The organism is Janthinobacterium sp. GMG1 (assembly GCF_034427795.1).
GTDB lineage: Bacteria > Pseudomonadota > Gammaproteobacteria > Burkholderiales > Burkholderiaceae_D > Janthinobacterium.
On the sequence record NZ_JAXQNT010000005.1, the window covers coordinates 306444 to 321929 of the forward strand.

Consider the following 15486-nt stretch of genomic DNA (forward strand, 5'->3'; position numbering starts at 1 on the left):
AAGCCTAGTTTCTGGAGTGGAAAAAAGGTTGCGCAAGGCATACAGAAGAGGGGTGATACCCATCCCGCCGTGGCGGCGGGATGGCACGGCGGATTACGGCACCACGGTCAGCACGTCGACATCGATTTCCGGGCTTTCCATGAAATCCTTCTCCACTTCGCCGCGGATTTCCACCCGGGTTTTGGCGTCGATCTTGCGGTTCATGAAGACCTTGTCGTCGATATCCACGCGGATTTCCGCCGTGCCATCGGAGAACGTGTATTTCTCGTTGCCGACTTTACGCAGCAAATGGCCGCGCAGCACGACGGCCTGGTCGTCGACGGGATTTTTCAGGATGGCGGCGACGCTGCTGGGCGCGGCCGGGCCGGCCGTCGGGCCCACGTATTGGGCGTGCGCGCTGCCGGCCAGCAAGACGCAGGCGGCCAGGGAGACGATGAGTGTGCGGTGCAGTGGCATGGTATTCCTTTGATAGTGACTGGCGGCTCAGAAAAAGACGGCGGTGCGGGGAATGATAGCACCGGCATTGCCATAGGGCATGTTCGCCCGGACACTGCCCGTGCTGGCCACGCCATCGTCGAGTTTGCTGTCTATCTGTTCCGCGTAGCTTTCGGGCAAGTTGTCGAAACGGATGCCGTTGCCGGCGCGCCCGCCCACTTCGTCGTTGTACAGGTAGACGGCGCCGCCCTGGGCGCTGGTCATGAATTGCGAGGTGCCGTTGAACGAGCCGGTGATGAAGCCGCCCAGCGCCAGGTGCTGCGGCGCCAGCGTGAATTCGCGCGGCTGGCCATCGCCGATCTGGCCGTCGCCATTGCCGTTGCCGGCCGAATTGGGCACGTGCACCGTGCCCTGGAGATCGTCGCCGGGCAGGGCGCGGAACTTGTCCTGATAGGCGTTGACGGCGGCCGTCAGCGCATTCGACTGCTGGATGATGTTTTTCACCTTGGCGCTGTCGATCAAGCCTTGTCCCTTCAGCACGCCGCCGAGCAGCAAGCCGATGATGACCAGGACGATGGCGATTTCTACGAGCGTAAAGCCGTGCTGGCGGCGTGGGGGCATGGGATTTCCTTGAAAAAAAGTGCTACAGCTTGGGATGGCAGTTTACTGCAATTGGTGCCGGGCGCGCATGGCATTTCAGGCAGCGGGTCATGGGGCGGCCTTTGCTTTCTTCTTGGCAAGTTCGTCGAGCCGTCGCGCGAGGAAAGCCAGCTCGTGCGGATCGCTGATCTGGCCGCTGGCGAGCAGGCCGCCGATCACCAGGCGGGCGCTGTCGAGCTGGTCCATGTCTTCCAGGATGAACGCTTCCATCTCGCGCACCCAAGGCGGCACGTGCGGTCCCGTCGCCAGCCGGCGCAGTGCGCGCGCGTAGCCGAGCGCCAGCGGCAAGTCGTGCAACTGGTGCTTCGCCACCAGCACGGCCTGCGCCATGGCGGGCCAGCGCCGCTGCGGGTCGGCTGCGAAGCTGGCGGCGACAAAGGCCAGCATGCGGCGCGCGCGTTGCGGGTCGGCCACGCCAGCGTACACTACACTGGCGGCCACCAGCGCATACTGGCTGCGCGGATCGAGCGTTTGCGCCGTTTCCAGCCAGCCGGCCAGGCGATCATAGTCGAGCTCGCGCCACGGCAGGCTGACGCCGGGCTGGTCTTCGAACGATTGCAGGTACAGCAGCATGGCCTTAGCCATGGCCAGCGGCTCGCCCAGGCTGGCCAGGCGCGCCACGCCAGCCGGCGGCGCGGCGGGCAGGGGGCGTGCCTGGGCGGGAGCGTGCTGCTGCGCCAGACGCCAGCCCAGCTGCAACAGCAAGCATGCCGCCAGCAGCCAGCACAGGGGGCGCGGCACGCTGGTCCAGGGGCGCTGCGCGGCGGCCATCAGATGTTCCTGCGGTAAAAGTCGCACAATGCGCAGCTGGCCAGCAAGGCCACATAAATGCCGGTTTGCGCCGCCACACCGAGCAGCGCCGGCCAGTCGCCGGTGGCATACAGCAGCCATTCCGTGCGCGTAAATGCATCCAGGCGGGGCAGGAGCAGGGCCAGCACGTCGATGGCGCCGGCTGTGGCCTGTTGCGGCCAGGAATCACCCGCCTGCGGGCCGTGCGCCAGCAGTTGCAGGCTGCCCAGCATGCGCGCCAGCACGTAGAAACCGCCCGTGGCGGCCAGCGCCGGCAGGGCTTGTTGCAGGCTGGCCGCGCACAGCAGGCTGAAGGCGGCGACGATCCACAATTCTCCCAGCAGCGACAGCGCCCATAGCGCGCTTTGCGCGGGCGCGGCGAACAGCGCCATCAACAGGCCGAACAGCAAGGCGGGCACGGCTGCCAGCGTTGCGTATCCCAGCAGTTTGCCCAGCAGGTAGGCGGCGCGCGGCATCGGCAGCGCCAGCAGCAGTTCCAGGCCCCGGTCGGCCGCTTCGCGCGCCATGCTGGTGATGATGAATGTGGCCAGCAGGAAGACGCCGGCCAGGCGCAAGGTGGCTGCCAGCAGGGCCGCCTGCACGGCGCCGCTTTCCGTCAGCGCCAGTTGCTGCAGGAAGCCTGCCAGGGCGGCGGCGGCGCAGGCGGCCAGCAGGAACAGCCACGGCAGCCGGCTGCGCAGCGCTTCGAGCAGCGTGTAGCGGGCGATGGTGACGGCGGGCGAGAGCATGGACATCAGCGCGGCAGCCTTTGCGCGGCCACCATGCGGTTGAACAGGATGTTCGGCGACAGCCAGGCGACGAGGTCGTCGAACTCGCCGCCCGCCTGCTGCGGGCCGCTGGCGGCGCGGCTGATGACGGTGGTGGCGTTCGAAGCATTGTTGCGCTCGTCGACATTGTTGCCGAACGGCACAGCCTGGCGCTGGCCCTGCACGCTGGTGGCGCTGAAACCGTTCTTGCCGTGCGACATGATCACGGCGGGGATGTCGTTCAAGGCCGTCGCCTGCAGCAGCGCGCCGCCATTGCGCGTGACGATGCTGATGTCGCGCGGCGTCGACAGGCTGAAAAGCTGGCCGCTGTCGCTGAAGGCCGGCGTCACGCTGTAGCGGAACAGATTGTTCCAGCTGTCGCCCTGGCGTAGTCCCAGGGTGGCCCAGGGCAGGAAACCGGCGCGTTTTTCGCCCGTGCAGCGCGTGCCGCGCCGGTCTTCCAGGCCATTGCCGGCGGAGATGGCGGGACAGGGCAGGTAGCCGTAGCGCAGCGCGTAACCGGCCAGCGCTTCCTTCGCTTCGTTCAGCGCTTGTTGCGTCTCGGCTACCTTGCGCTGTTCCAGTTGCACCGTCAAGGGCGTGACCAGGCCGCCTATCATCAGGCCCACGATGACGAGCACGATGGCGATCTCGATCAGGGAAAAGCCGCCCTGGCGGCGCGGATGGCGGGTGCTCATGGCAGGTTGCGCGCGGCGCGCATGCGTTGGTACAGGGTGGGCAAGGTAATCCAGGTCAGCATGTCGTCGAAGGCGCCACCGGGCAGTGCGGCATTGCCGGTGGCGGGGCGGGCAATGAAACTGCGGCTGGCGCGGTCGTTGGCTGCTTCGTCGATATTGCCGCGTGCCATATTGATCTGCATCACGCCGCTGGCGGCCGTGCCGTAATGATCCTTGCCTTGCGAGAACAGCACGACAGGCAGGCACTGGACGCTGACGTCGCACTGTTCCTGGCCCGCCACGAAGACGAATTCGCCGCGCGCGCCGCGCTCGAGCACGACTCTGTTGGCGATGGCGGAAAACGAGACGATGGGCGCGCGCGCCATTTCCGGCGTGACGCTGTAGCGCAGCAACTTGCCCCAGGCATCCACCCCGTCCACGCCCAGCGCCACCCATGGCAAAAAGCCGCTGCATGCGGCATCGTCGGCGCAGTCGGCGGCCCGTTCGCGCCCGTCGAGAGCGGAGGCGGCCGGACGTGGCAGCCGGCCTTGCGTGGCGGCAAAACCCAGCAAGGCTTCGCGCGCCTGCGCCAGGGTGGCCAGGGTGCGCTGCTGGCGTTCGGCCTCGCCCGTGTTGCGGCCAAAGGCGCTGATCAGCAGGCTGGCCGCGCCCAGGCCCAGCACGGCCACCAGCAGCAACAGGGCGGCGCCGCGCTGGCGACGGGTTCGGCGATGAGCTGGCCGTGGCGTCATGGCGGCGTCTCCTGCGCCTCGGTCACCGTGCCGCTGGCCGGATCGTAGCGCTGGCCAGGTTTGAGCAGCAGCACCTGGCCGTTCGACAGGCGCAGGGTCAAGGTGCCGGGTTTGTCACGGGCAAGGCGGTTGTGCGGCTCGTTCTGCGCTTCCTGGTTCAGCCAGACGGTGGAGCGGCCGCTGCTGCGCTGCACCACGCCATTCAATTCCACGGGCGGGGCGGGCGGCGGTGGCGGCGGTGGCGCGGCCATGACCGGATCGGGTGGCGGCGGCCCGTAGCGCTGCGCGTCGAGCTGGGCGCGCTGCTGGGGCGACAGGAACAACCGCCCCAGCTGCTGTGCCTGTGCTTGTGCCTGGGCCGTGAGCGCGGCGCCGGCCAGCAGCGCGCCAAGGATCAGGGGGCGCTTCATGGCCGCTCCGGCACGGCCAGGCTGTTGACGGTCAGCCACAGCAGCTCGCATTCGGCGCCCAGGGCGGGCGCCGCCTCGCCGCCGGCCGCGCCATGGCGCTTGAGCGTGCAATCCTGCACGGCGAAATAGCCGGCCTGGCGCAAGTCGTCAAACAGGTTCAGCAAATCCATCTCGTGCAGCAAATCCATCTGCAGGCGCATGCGGCTGCCACGCAGATGATATTGCCCCATCACCATCGGCAACGGCACTCGCAGCCCTTGCTGCGGGCTGATGTCATAGCTGATCGGCAGCAGCTTGCGCTGTTCCTGGCTGCGGCGGATGGCGTCGATCCAGGCCAGGCGGTTTTCCTCGCCGATCAGGCCGCGCTGGCGCAGGGCCAGGAATTGCGGCTCGTAGGCGCGGATTTCCTGCTTTTCCGCTTCCGCGTGGTTGAACAGGGTGGCCGCCGCCGCGCGCGTATGCTGGGCCAGGTACAGCTGTTGCGCTTCGCGCATGCGATAGGCGGCGCTCAAGCTGAGCAGCGCCATGCTGACCAGCAAGGTCAGTGCAAAGCACAGCAGGGCGCCGCGCACCAGGTGCAGTTCGCCCAGCCAGGCGGGCAGGGTGCGCATGGGCGTGCTTGCCCGCTGCATGCCGGGCAGGGGAGGCTGCTTGACGGGGCCGCTCATGGCTGCCACTCCAGCAAGAGGGTAAAGCGGGCCTGGCTGTCCGGCGCCGGCGCGGCGCTCTTGCCGGACAGGGCCACGCTGGGACGCAAGTCGAGCGGCGTTTCCTCGAGCGTCACCTGCATGCCCGGCTGGCGCGCCAGGGTTTGCGCGAAGGCCGTGATGGAGGCCAGCGCGGTGCGGTAGTCATTGTTCGGCATGGCCACGTCCGCTTCCAGGCGCAGCGCCTGCGGCGGCGCGACAGGGATGCCGGCCAGGCTGCTGCCCAGCGGGCGACCGCCTTCCGTCTGCGGCGGCGCCTGCTGGCTGCCGCTCGTGCGCGCAGGGGGCGGTCCCGCGTTCCAGTGCAGCTGGCCCAGCTGGATTTGCGGCGCCTGCTCCAGCGCTGCGCTCAGCATGCCCAGCAGGCGGCCCGGCTCCGGCGCCTGGCTGGCGATCATCTGCCCCAGGGTGACGGCCACTTTCATGTTCTGCGTCTTGGCCGGCGCCGGCGGCTGCGTCGACATGACGCTGCGGTAGCGTTCCTGGTAGGACGCCGTTTCCTGCGCCAGCCGCTGCGTGCTGGCCCCGTCGGCGATCCCGCCAAGCAGATTGATCACGCACCACAGGGCGGCCGACGCGCCGATCAGCGCGCTGGCGCCATACAGCGTCTTGCGCGCGCGCTGGAAGTGGTAGTAGCGGGCCAGCGCGCCGGGCGGATAGTGGCTGGCCGGCGGATGCTTGCCCAGTAAGGTCAGCAGCAATGCATCGGCCAGCGCCGGCGTCTGGCGCAAGCCCACCCGTGCGCCGGCCAGTTGCAGGTCGATGAAGTGGTACGCCACTTCGACGCCGTTGTCGCACAGCAGTTCAAGCTTGGCGATCTGCGCGGCCGGCGCCAGGATGACAGTATTCAGAAGGTCGCCGCGCGCCAGCATGCGCGTGCTGGTGAGAAATTGCCGCGTCTTTTCCGTTTCCAGCGCGATATTCACGGCCACGCCGTCGAGTGCGATGGTGGCCGTCTGGCGCGAGAAGCGCAGCTGGCCCTTTTCATAGTAACTTTGCCGCAAGCCGCCCGATTGCTGCGTCACCAGCAGCAGGTGTTCGTGCGCGATCGACAGCTTTTTGACCAGCGCGATACTGAGCAGGCTGGTCGAATAGATGCCGGCCACGGGCACGCGCAAGTGTTCGAGCGCCTCCGTCCACGGCTGCAGCAAGGTGGGATTGGTGAGGGCGAAAAACAGCACCTGGTCGTCGTGGCGGCCCGTGCTTTCGCGGCCCAGCATGGCGCTGCCCCGGTAGGGCGTATCGCGGTGCAGCTGCTGCCTGCGCCGCTCGAGCAGGGCGCGGCCCGCCTTGCCGCGCACGTGGGGCACGAGCTGATGCTGGAAATCTTCCTCGATCAAGTCCGTCAGCAGGTAGGCGGGCACGCCCAGCCTTTGCTGCTGCGGGTCTTCCAGCCACGCGGCGAACCCGTCCAGCCCGGCCGCGCTGGCGGGAAAGGACTGACCGGGGCCCAGCACGCCGTGGTCCCAGTCGTAGGCGCACAGGGCGTCGCTGGTGAGGTAGAGTAATTGTTTGCGGAACACGGCGGCCTCAGGTTTTGATTGTGCTGATGGTGTCGTAAATCGGCCCCAGCACCGACAGCATGATCCAGCCCAGCAGCAGGCCCAGGATGACCGTCATGGCCGGCTCGATCATGGCTTGCACTTTTTCAATCAATTCCTTCACTTCGCGGTTGTAAAAGTAACTGACATTGCGCAAGGCCGTGTCCAGCGAACCCGTGGCCTCGCCCACCTTCAGCATGCGGATCACCAGCGGCGGGAAGATGCCCGTGTGCTGGAAGGCGGCAGTGACGCCGTAGCCTTCGCTGATCAGCTGGGCGGCGCGGCGCAGGCCGGCCGCCACCACCTGGTTGCCGGCGATGCCTTCGGACAGGCGGATACATTCGAGGATCGTGATGCCGGAGGCATACATCAGGGCAAAAAACGTGGCGAAGCGGGCCAGGATGATCTTGTGCAGCACGGGGCCGACCAGCCACAGCCGCAGTTTCAAGCCATCCCAGGCATAGCGGGCGCCTTCGTTGCGGCGGATCAGGGAGCGCAGGCCGAAAAACAGCAGCACGGGCAAAGCCAGCAGCAGATACCAGTAGTCGATGAACACGTTCGATACGGCAATGAGCACGCGCGTGTGCAGCGGCAGCTCGCCGCCCATGTTGCGGATGAAGGCCGTCAGCTGGGGCACGAGATAAATCATCAGGAAAAACGTCACGGCCGCCACGACGATGGCGACGACGACGGGGTACATGATGATCTTGCGCGTCTGCGAGGCCAGCTCGTCCTGCCATTTCAGGCTTTCCGACAGGTTCTTGAACACCTCGGCGATCCTGCCGCTTTGTTCTCCCGCCAGGATCAGGCTGGTAAACGTGGCGTCGAAGATGTCGCCATGCTGGGCCAGCGCGCCGGACAGGGGCAGGCCGCCCTCGATGCTTTCGATCAGGTCCGTGACGACTTCGCGCAGGCGCGGATGGTCCGTGCTTTCGCGCAAGTCATTCAAGCCTTCCAGGATGGGCACGCCCGCACCCGTCAATTGCTCCATGTGAAAGCAGAAATTGATCAGGTCGCGGCGGTGGATGATGCGCTTGCCCAGCAGCACCAGATACTGGCCCGTGATCTTGCAGTCGATCAAGTCGAGCTGCATGCGGTGCAAACGCGCTTCCAGGTCGGGCACGTTGGCCGCCTCCATGCTGCCGGGAATCAGGGCGCCGGCGGCATCCATGGCGCGGTAGACATATTGCGCCATCAGGCCAGCCTTTCCGTCAGGTCGACCACTCGGCCCACTTCTTCCAGGGTGGTGACGCCTTCCAGCACGCGGCGCATGCCGTCGTCGATGATGCCCTTGAAGCCGGCCGCGCGCGCCGCGTTCTTCAATTCGCGGCTGCTGGCGCGGCGCGCCGTCAATTCATCGAGTTCGGCCGTCATCTTGAGGATTTCCATGATCGCCAGGCGGCCTTTGTAGCCCTGGTGCGCGCAGCGCTCGCAGCCGACGGCGCGGCAGATGGACACGGGCGCTTCGTCCGGGACCAGGCCCAGCAGGCGGCGTTCGATGGTATCGGCGATCACTGTTTCCTTGCAGTGCGGACACAAACGGCGCACCAGGCGCTGCGCCACGATGCCGATGATGTTGCCGGCCATGATGTCGGGCAAGATGCCGATGTCGAGCAGGCGCGCCACGGAACCGATGGCCGAGCTCGTATGCAGGGTGGAATACACCTGGTGCCCCGTCATGGCGGCGGCAAAGGCCATTTCCGCCGTTTCGCGGTCGCGGATCTCGCCAACTAAAATGATGTCCGGGTCTTGCCGCATCATCGAGCGGATGCCGTCGGCAAAGCCCAGCTTGACGGATTCGTTGACGGAAGTCTGGCGTATCATGTTCATCGGATACTCGACCGGATCTTCCAGGGTCATGATGTTGACGCTTTCCGTATTGATATGGTTGAGTATCGAATACAGGGTGGTGGTCTTGCCGCTGCCCGTCGGGCCCGTCACGAGGATCACGCCGTCGGGGCGCGCGATCATGAGTTTCAACAAGTTCAGTTCCGCTTCGGCCAGGCCCAGGGCGTCGAGCGGGACGATGCCTTTTTGCCGGTCCAGCACGCGCAGCACGACGTTTTCGCCATGCGTGGTGGGCTGCGCCGAGGCGCGGAAGTCGATTTGCCGCCCGGAAAACTTGATGCTGATGCGCCCATCCTGCGGCGCGCGCGCCTCGGCGATATTCATGTTCGACATCACCTTCAGGCGCACGGCCATGGCTGGCCAGTACGATTTGTGCAGGCTGCGGATTTGCCGCAGGATGCCGTCGATGCGGTAGCGGATGCGCAGGAACGACTGTTCCGGCTCGAAATGGATGTCCGAGGCGCCGTTCTGCACGGCATCGGCCAGCAGCGCATCGATCAGGCGCACCATGGGCTGGCTGTACTCGTCCGACGGCGAGGCCATGCTTTGATAGCTGACTTCGCCCGTTTCGATTTCGTGCAGGATGCCGTCGATCGACAGTTCAAAACCATAGTACTGGTCGATGGCGCGCGAAATATCCGATTCATTGACGAGCACGGTGGAAATCGTGATGCCCTTGACCAGCATGGCGCTGATTTGATCGAGCGCAACGATGTTGCTGGTGTCGGCCATGGCCAGGATCAGATTGTCCGCCTGCCGTTCATAGACGATAGGGAAGACGCGATAGCGCTTGGCCACGTCTTTCGGGATCAGTTTTAATGCAATGGCGTCGACCACCAGGCTCGACAGATCCGCGCTGACCTGTTTCAGATTTTCGCTGAGCGCCTCGCGCACGGTGGCTTCCGTCACAAAACCCAGGGTGATCAAGAGCTTGCCCAGCGGTTCGCTGCTGCGCCGTTGCTCGATCAGGGCGATGCGCAGCTGGTCTTCGCTGATCACGCCTTTCTGGATCAGCAGTTTTCCGAGGGGAAGTTTTGCCTGTTCTGCCATGTGATGCTTATTCCTGACGGGGGGTGATGATGGCTGGCTCGGCCACGGGTGCTGCCACCGGCGCGGGGGCCGTCAGTTCGCGCAAACGCGTTTGCACGACGGCCTGGTCGAAGGCGGCGGGAGTCGTCTGCGCCAGGGTCAGGGCGCGCTGGTAATACGTGGCGGCCAGCCGGGGCTGGTTCAGCCGGTCCAGGCCCACGGCCAGGTTGAAGGCATAGTCGGGATTGCCGGGCGCGGCGCCGTAGGCGCGGAAAAATTGCTGCTGTGCCTCGTTCCAGCGGCGCTGCTTGGCGTACACATTGCCCAGCGCAAACAGCACTGGGGCGCTGTCGGGGCTGCGCGCCAGGATGGCTTTCAATTTTGCCTCGCTCTGCGCCACATCGCCCTGGCGCAGGCCGATCAGGCCGGCCAGCGCTTCGCCATCGTCGGGATTGATTTCCAGCAAACGCACGTACAGGGCCGCCGCCTGCGCACCCTGATTTTCGCGCAGGGCCACGGCCGCCAGCCCCAGCAGCGCGTCGCGGTTGTTCGCATCCTGTCGCAGCACGGTTTCATATTGCTGACGAGCAAAGCCCAGCTGGCCCCCGTTGAATGCCTGGTAGGCTTGCTGCACGCCGGGGTTGATTTGCGGTGCGGCGACGCTGCGCTGCACCTGGATCTGGCTATTCTCGGGCGCGGCCAGCGGTGGCAGGCTCGGTGGCGCGGGCGGCGCCATGTGCGCCAGCTGGGCCGCCACGGCGGCCTGGGCTGCCGCCTGTATCATCGCTTGCTGATCCGCTGCCGCCGCTGCCGCCGCTGGCTGGCGCGCGTCGCGCGGATAGTCGGGCGGCAGCGCGGCGGGCGTCATGGCGTCCGTCGGCGCGGCGCCCGTGGCCGGCAGCACCACGACGGGACCGGCAACGCCGGCCGTCCCTGGGGCGTCCGTCAACGGCATGGGTACGCCGGGCAGGTTGGCGCCCGCGCCGGGACTGGTGCTGGCGCGCCAGTACCAGTACGCCATCGAGCCGGCCACCAGCAGCAGGATTGCCAGCAGCACGGCCAGGCGCACGGTGGCCGGGTCGACGCTGATGGGGCCAGTGGGACCTTTCGGCGGCGGATTGCTGCGGCTGGCGCGGGGCCGGGCTGGCGGCGGTTCGGGGCGCGCGCGCGGCGGTTCGGGAGGCGGGCCAGGCTGCGCGCCTTGCTGTGGATCTGGCTGGGCAGCATTTTGCGCCGGCTGCGGCGCGGGCGCGTCCGATAGCGGTTCCAGGCGCAAGGTGCTGGCCGGCTGCACGGGCGCTGGCGTGGCCGGCGCGGGACGGGGCGGCAGGGCGTCGGCCGGCGCCAGTTCCAGCACCTGGTCGTAGGCTTCGGACGGCTTTTCCAGTTCCTCGTCGGAAAGGCTGTTCTGTTTGGCGCGCTCGGCTTTCTTGAGCGCCTGCATCAGCAAGCTCATGGGAAGTCTCCCTGCAAGCGCGCCTGCGGCCGGACAGGCGGTGCTGGCGGGCCATCCGTGTAGGGCTGGCTGTTGAGCGGCGCCTGGCCGGGCAGCAAGTAGCGGTAATCGCGGTAATCACCCTCGACGCTGGCATCCTTGACCACCACGGGGCGCATGAAGATCACCAGTTCCGTCTTGCTGCTTGCTTCATTGCGGTAGGTAAACAGATTGCCCACCAACGGCAGGCTGGACAGGCCGGGCACGCCGTCGCGGGCATTGTCGATGGAATCCTGCATCAGGCCGCCCATCACGGCGATCTGGCCATTGCCCACTTTCATGATCGATTCCAGCTCGCGCGCCTGGATCACGGGCACGCGGCTTTGCACGTTGGCCGTGGCCAGGGCCGGATTCGGGTCTTGCACATAGCCAACAATGCGCGTGATGGTGGGGCGCACGTTGAGGGTGACTTCATCGCTGTCGGAAATCTGCGGTGTGACGCTCATGACGAAGCCGACGGGCACCGTTTCCAGTTTCGATTCATACGTGGCCGGCGTGGTGATGGTGCCCGTCGAGCTGATCACGGCGGGCGTCACCTTGATGGTAAAGAAGACATTGTTGTCGACCACTTTCAGCATGGCCGTCTGGTTGTTCAGCACGCTGATCTTCGGGCTGGACAGCACTTTCACCTTGCCAAACGATTCGAGCAGCTGGATGGTGGTGGAAAAGCTGTCTTTCAGATAATTGAGCAGGAAGATGCCGGGCGTGGCGTTCGGCGTGACGCCGCTGGACAGGCCCGCCGTACCCACTTGCCCTTGCCGCAATTGCAGGCTGCCCGTCAGGCGCGACCAGTTGATGCCTTGCTGGTATTCATTGCTCAGGCGCACTTCGATGATGGTCGCCTCGATCAGCACTTGCCGCTTGGCGCTGTGCAACACCGCGTCGAGGAATTCGGCGATCTTTTCATGCTGGCGCCCCGTGGCGCGCACGGCGATCAAGCCACCCTCGACGTTGACGACGACGGACGAGGGGCTGCCCTTGTTGGCCAGTTTCAGCAGCGGCATGCCGTTCGCGTCCAGCGGCTGGCCGGGAGTCGCGTTCTGGCTGGACGCCTGCTGGCCCGGCATGTTTTGACTCCCGTTCGGGTTGCCATACTGCATCGGCGGCTGGGCGCCGTACTGGCCCGTTGCGCCGCCGGCAGGGTAGTTGCCAGCCTGGTTCTGTAGCTGCCCTTGCTGCCCCTGCTGGCTGGGCATGGTCGTCAATTGCTGGTTCAGCTGCGCCAGCGGATCCACCTGCACATCGTTGAGCGTGGTCTCGCGCAGCAGGTCGCGGATATTCTTTTCCAGGCTGTACCAGAAATTATTTTCCGAACGATTCACGACCAGGGTGGTCGAATTGTTATTGCCGTTACCGCCGCTGCCTTGTGTGCTGCCAACGGGGTTGCTGGCGTTGTTCGACCCGCCGCCCGCCGTGGAAATTTGCGTGGCGATATTCACGCTGCTGTTGGTGCTGCGTGCCATGTTGACGTAATCGACCTTGTAGGTGCGCCATACGGGTGCGTCGGGCAGCACCGTCAGGTTCTTGCCATCGATTTCGTAGCGCATGTCGACTTGCTTGCCGATACGCGCCAGCAGTTGCGGCAGCGTCTGGTTCAGCGCATTCAGGGTGACACTGCCTTCGATCTGCGGGTGGATATCGATATTCATGCCCGCGTCGCGCGCCAGCGCAAACAGCAGCGATTGCACGGGCACCTTGTGCACGGTGACGCTGTAGGTTTCCACTTTGGGCGCCGGCAGGGGCGCGGCCAGCGCGCTGCTTTGCTGCACCGGTTCGGGAATGACGCCGGCGGGAACGGGCGCGGCATTGAGGTGGGCAGGCGACAGCGGCGTTTGATGCGTGGCGCAGCCGGCCAGCATGGTGCTGCAGGCGAGGGCGACCCAGGAGGCCAGCACAGGAATAGGGTGTTGAGTCATGAAAAGTTCGCCCTTGAAGTCGTGTTGTGCTTTTGTAATTTTACCCAGCATGATCGCTCAAAAGCAATCGGCTGTGCAGGCCCGGGAGGCAATATGCCGAAATAAAGTCAGGGGGCGCCACGCCCCGTTTTCGCCGCGATCATGGCTTTCATTTCCATACGGATACTATCTATGTCGCTCAGCAATATTTTCCGTGGCGACGCCGGGGCCAGCCTGGCCCGCACGGCTTCGGCGCTGGCCTGGTCGGCAAAGCTGCCGTAGACGATGAGCAGGCGCGCGGCGGAGGTATTGCCCGGCGTCTTTGCGGGCGCGGCGCCAGGCAAGCGAAACACATGGAGGTCGCGCAGGCCGGTGGCTTGCTGCGCCTGCTGCAGGAAGGTTTCCGCCGCAGCCGTTTCGGTGGCGGGCAGGCTGGCGATTTGCAGCACCAGTTGCTGCGGCCCTTGCTTTGCCAGCCAGTCGCGTGATTCGGCCAGCTTGCTGTCGAGCAGCGTGGATGGCGCTGGCAGCGGTGCGTCTGCAACGGCTGTCTGCAGCGCGCCTGGGTGCGCAATGGCGGGCGTGGTGGCGTGTGCCTGCGATGCCTGGCTTGCCGGCGGGGCCGTCCTGGCGGTCGCCGCTGTCTGTCCCTGGCTGCCCGTCAGCCATTGCCACAGCAGCGCAGCGGCCAGCAACAGCATCAGCGCGCTCAAGGCGCCTGCCAGCAGCTTGCCCGCATGCCAGGACGGACGGTAAAAGGGGCTGTCGGCAATGGCCAGGCGCACATGGCGCGCGTTGATTGCCTGCGCATCGTCGGCAAACGCGGCCAGCAAGGCCTTGTCTGCCAGAATATTGATCCTGCGCACGATGCCCTGCGCAGCGCGTGCCAGCCGGCGCAGCGCGGCCGGCGTAAAAACGAGCGGCGCCGTGCGGCCGGCGGCGGCCAGGCGGCATGCCAGATAGTCGTCCAGCAAGGCCCGTGGCAGGCGCGGCACATTAAAACTGTGGGTGATGCGTTCCTTCAATTGGCGGAACTGGGGCAAGTCCAGGGTGTGCTGCAATTCCGGCTGGCCAAACAGCACGATCTGCAGCAGCTTGTGGCTGGCTGTTTCCAAATTCGTCAGCAGGCGCAGCGCTTCCAGGGTGGCGCCCGGCATGGCTTGCGCTTCTTCGGCCAGCAGCACCACCTGGCGCCCCGCCGCATGCCGGGCGATCAGCTCGCCGTGCAGGGCGCGCAGCACGGCATCGGCGCGGCAGCCATCCAGCGCGAGGCCCAGTTCGGCGGCGATGGCGTGCAGCACTTCGTCCGGTTCCAGCCGGGGATTGAGCAAATACAGCACGTCGACCTGAGGCGGCAGGCGTTCGGCCAGCATGCGGCACAGCATGGTCTTGCCGCTGCCCACTTCGCCCGTCAGCTTGATGATGCCTTCGCCTTGGGTGACGGCATACAACAGCGCAGCGAGCAGTTCGCCCCGTGTATTGCCCGTATAAAAGAAAGCCGGGTCCGGCGTGATGCCGAACGGCGCCGTGCGCAAGCCGAAGTGGCGCAGATACATGCCGTGCGGCGAGGGCGCGTAACGGCTGGGGCTGGCGAGGTGCGTGTCGGCGTTCATGCCGCAATGCAATTGAGGAAAGCCTGCTCCAGGCTGGCGTCGGTCGCGCCGCCATGACGCGCGCGGCATTCGGCGGGCGTGCCTGTAAAGACGATGCGGCCCGCATGCAGGATGGCCATGCGGTCGCACAATTCTTCCACGTCGGCCAGCGCATGCGAGGTGAGCAGGGCGCCACGGCCTTGCGCGCGCGCCTGCCGCAGCACTTGCTTGAATTGCGCGCGCGCCTTCGGATCGAGTCCGCTCATCGGTTCATCGAGCACCAGTTGCTCCTTGCCCGACAGCAAGCAGGCGGCCAGCCCCAGTTTCTGCATCATGCCTTTCGAGTAGTCGCGCGCAGGGCGCAGCAGGGCGTCCGGGGCCAGGTCCAGCGCGTCTAGGGATTGCTGCAGCGCCTGCGCATCGGGGTGCACCTTGTGCAGGCGCGCCAGGTAGCGCAGGAAGTCGCCGCCCGTCAGGTAATAGGGCGCCTGGAAACGTTCCGGAAGAAACGACAGGGGCTGGCGCGCCGCGCCATGCCGGTGCGGCTGGCCAAAGATGGCGATCTCGCCCCGCTCGGGCGTGCAAAAGTCCAGCAGGCATTTGAGCAAGGATGTCTTGCCCGCGCCATTCACGCCAACCAGGCCGAACAGCTCCCCCGCGCGTACCTGCAGGTCGACGCCGCGCAGCACGGCGCTGCCCGCCAGCTGCAGATGCACGTTGTGGAACTCGATGGCGCAGGCGTTCATAGGGACAAGGGTCGGCAGGCAAGACGGGATACGACCGCCATTATTGTCACGGGCGCGAGCGGGCGGCAAGTGTTTCCTTGCAGAGTGTTGAAATGCGTAAAAATCAAACGATGGAATGTATTTTCTTTAAGAAACAACAGGTT

Annotated in this window: 15 protein-coding genes; all 15 read right to left on the reverse strand. The window is 66.0% G+C overall.

What is annotated here, in order from left to right; all coding sequences use genetic code 11:
• Positions 1–93: 93 nt before the first annotated feature.
• The 15 genes from SJI03_RS16080 to SJI03_RS16150 all read right to left on the reverse strand — a co-directional run bounded on the left by SJI03_RS16080 (position 94) and on the right by SJI03_RS16150 (position 15343).
• Positions 94–456 carry a NirD/YgiW/YdeI family stress tolerance protein gene (locus tag SJI03_RS16080; RefSeq protein WP_322427860.1) on the reverse strand — a complete coding sequence of 121 codons (363 nt, stop codon included), beginning with the start codon at positions 454–456 and terminating at the stop codon, positions 94–96.
• Between the two features lie 27 nt (positions 457–483).
• The gene (locus tag SJI03_RS16085) at positions 484–1056 is read right to left on the reverse strand and encodes a prepilin-type N-terminal cleavage/methylation domain-containing protein (RefSeq protein ID WP_077405876.1); all 573 of its coding nucleotides are present in this window, start codon (positions 1054–1056) and stop codon (positions 484–486) included.
• Positions 1057–1143: 87 nt separating this feature from the next.
• Complete coding sequence (locus tag SJI03_RS16090; RefSeq protein ID WP_322427861.1) at positions 1144–1866, reverse strand: hypothetical protein; 723 nt, start codon at positions 1864–1866, stop codon at positions 1144–1146.
• On the reverse strand, positions 1866–2639 hold the full coding sequence (locus SJI03_RS16095) for an ABC transporter permease subunit (RefSeq protein ID WP_322427862.1): 774 nt from the start codon (positions 2637–2639) through the stop codon (positions 1866–1868). Before SJI03_RS16095 ends, SJI03_RS16090 begins: the two co-directional genes overlap by 1 nt.
• Positions 2639–3349: a type II secretion system protein gene (locus SJI03_RS16100; RefSeq protein WP_322427863.1), complete on the reverse strand. Its 711-nt coding sequence runs from the start codon at positions 3347–3349 to the stop codon at positions 2639–2641. Before SJI03_RS16100 ends, SJI03_RS16095 begins: the two co-directional genes overlap by 1 nt.
• Positions 3346–4080, reverse strand: coding sequence for a hypothetical protein (locus tag SJI03_RS16105; protein WP_322427864.1), 735 nt, complete (start codon positions 4078–4080; stop codon positions 3346–3348). Before SJI03_RS16105 ends, SJI03_RS16100 begins: the two co-directional genes overlap by 4 nt.
• A complete protein-coding gene (locus tag SJI03_RS16110; protein ID WP_322427865.1) occupies positions 4077–4490 on the reverse strand; it encodes a hypothetical protein in 414 nt (137 codons plus the stop codon). Before SJI03_RS16110 ends, SJI03_RS16105 begins: the two co-directional genes overlap by 4 nt.
• Positions 4487–5158: a hypothetical protein gene (locus SJI03_RS16115; RefSeq protein ID WP_322427866.1), complete on the reverse strand. Its 672-nt coding sequence runs from the start codon at positions 5156–5158 to the stop codon at positions 4487–4489. The genes SJI03_RS16110 and SJI03_RS16115 overlap by 4 nt, the downstream gene beginning before the upstream one ends.
• Entirely contained in the window at positions 5155–6720 is a 1566-nt protein-coding gene (locus tag SJI03_RS16120; RefSeq protein ID WP_322427867.1) for a hypothetical protein, read from the reverse strand. Before SJI03_RS16120 ends, SJI03_RS16115 begins: the two co-directional genes overlap by 4 nt.
• Before the next feature lie 7 nt (positions 6721–6727).
• A complete protein-coding gene (locus tag SJI03_RS16125; RefSeq protein WP_322427868.1) occupies positions 6728–7933 on the reverse strand; it encodes a type II secretion system F family protein in 1206 nt (401 codons plus the stop codon).
• Positions 7933–9636, reverse strand: a complete 1704-nt coding sequence (locus SJI03_RS16130; protein WP_322427869.1) for a GspE/PulE family protein — start codon at positions 9634–9636, stop codon at positions 7933–7935. Before SJI03_RS16130 ends, SJI03_RS16125 begins: the two co-directional genes overlap by 1 nt.
• Positions 9637–9643: 7 nt before the next feature.
• Positions 9644–11071: a tetratricopeptide repeat protein gene (locus SJI03_RS16135; protein WP_322427870.1), complete on the reverse strand. Its 1428-nt coding sequence runs from the start codon at positions 11069–11071 to the stop codon at positions 9644–9646.
• The gene (locus SJI03_RS16140; protein WP_322427871.1) at positions 11068–13026 is read right to left on the reverse strand and encodes a secretin N-terminal domain-containing protein; all 1959 of its coding nucleotides are present in this window, start codon (positions 13024–13026) and stop codon (positions 11068–11070) included. Before SJI03_RS16140 ends, SJI03_RS16135 begins: the two co-directional genes overlap by 4 nt.
• Before the next feature lie 107 nt (positions 13027–13133).
• On the reverse strand, positions 13134–14618 hold the full coding sequence (locus SJI03_RS16145) for an ExeA family protein (RefSeq protein ID WP_322427872.1): 1485 nt from the start codon (positions 14616–14618) through the stop codon (positions 13134–13136).
• Positions 14615–15343: an ABC transporter ATP-binding protein gene (locus tag SJI03_RS16150; protein ID WP_322427873.1), complete on the reverse strand. Its 729-nt coding sequence runs from the start codon at positions 15341–15343 to the stop codon at positions 14615–14617. Before SJI03_RS16150 ends, SJI03_RS16145 begins: the two co-directional genes overlap by 4 nt.
• Positions 15344–15486 lie beyond the last annotated feature (143 nt).

What these genes read in the sequence shown, in the direction of transcription:
- SJI03_RS16080 (WP_322427860.1), bottom strand. Translation starts at nt 456, where the DNA reads ATGCCACTGCACCGCACACTCATCGTCTCCCTGGCCGCCTGCGTCTTG.
- SJI03_RS16085 (WP_077405876.1), bottom strand. Translation starts at nt 1,056, where the DNA reads ATGCCCCCACGCCGCCAGCACGGCTTTACGCTCGTAGAAATCGCCATC.
- SJI03_RS16090 (WP_322427861.1), bottom strand. Translation starts at nt 1,866, where the DNA reads ATGGCCGCCGCGCAGCGCCCCTGGACCAGCGTGCCGCGCCCCCTGTGC.
- SJI03_RS16095 (WP_322427862.1), bottom strand. Translation starts at nt 2,639, where the DNA reads ATGTCCATGCTCTCGCCCGCCGTCACCATCGCCCGCTACACGCTGCTC.
- SJI03_RS16100 (WP_322427863.1), bottom strand. Translation starts at nt 3,349, where the DNA reads ATGAGCACCCGCCATCCGCGCCGCCAGGGCGGCTTTTCCCTGATCGAG.
- SJI03_RS16105 (WP_322427864.1), bottom strand. Translation starts at nt 4,080, where the DNA reads ATGACGCCACGGCCAGCTCATCGCCGAACCCGTCGCCAGCGCGGCGCC.
- SJI03_RS16110 (WP_322427865.1), bottom strand. Translation starts at nt 4,490, where the DNA reads ATGAAGCGCCCCCTGATCCTTGGCGCGCTGCTGGCCGGCGCCGCGCTC.
- SJI03_RS16115 (WP_322427866.1), bottom strand. Translation starts at nt 5,158, where the DNA reads ATGAGCGGCCCCGTCAAGCAGCCTCCCCTGCCCGGCATGCAGCGGGCA.
- SJI03_RS16125 (WP_322427868.1), bottom strand. Translation starts at nt 7,933, where the DNA reads ATGGCGCAATATGTCTACCGCGCCATGGATGCCGCCGGCGCCCTGATT.
- SJI03_RS16130 (WP_322427869.1), bottom strand. Translation starts at nt 9,636, where the DNA reads ATGGCAGAACAGGCAAAACTTCCCCTCGGAAAACTGCTGATCCAGAAA.
- SJI03_RS16135 (WP_322427870.1), bottom strand. Translation starts at nt 11,071, where the DNA reads ATGAGCTTGCTGATGCAGGCGCTCAAGAAAGCCGAGCGCGCCAAACAG.
- SJI03_RS16140 (WP_322427871.1), bottom strand. Translation starts at nt 13,026, where the DNA reads ATGACTCAACACCCTATTCCTGTGCTGGCCTCCTGGGTCGCCCTCGCC.
- SJI03_RS16145 (WP_322427872.1), bottom strand. Translation starts at nt 14,618, where the DNA reads ATGAACGCCGACACGCACCTCGCCAGCCCCAGCCGTTACGCGCCCTCG.
- SJI03_RS16150 (WP_322427873.1), bottom strand. Translation starts at nt 15,343, where the DNA reads ATGAACGCCTGCGCCATCGAGTTCCACAACGTGCATCTGCAGCTGGCG.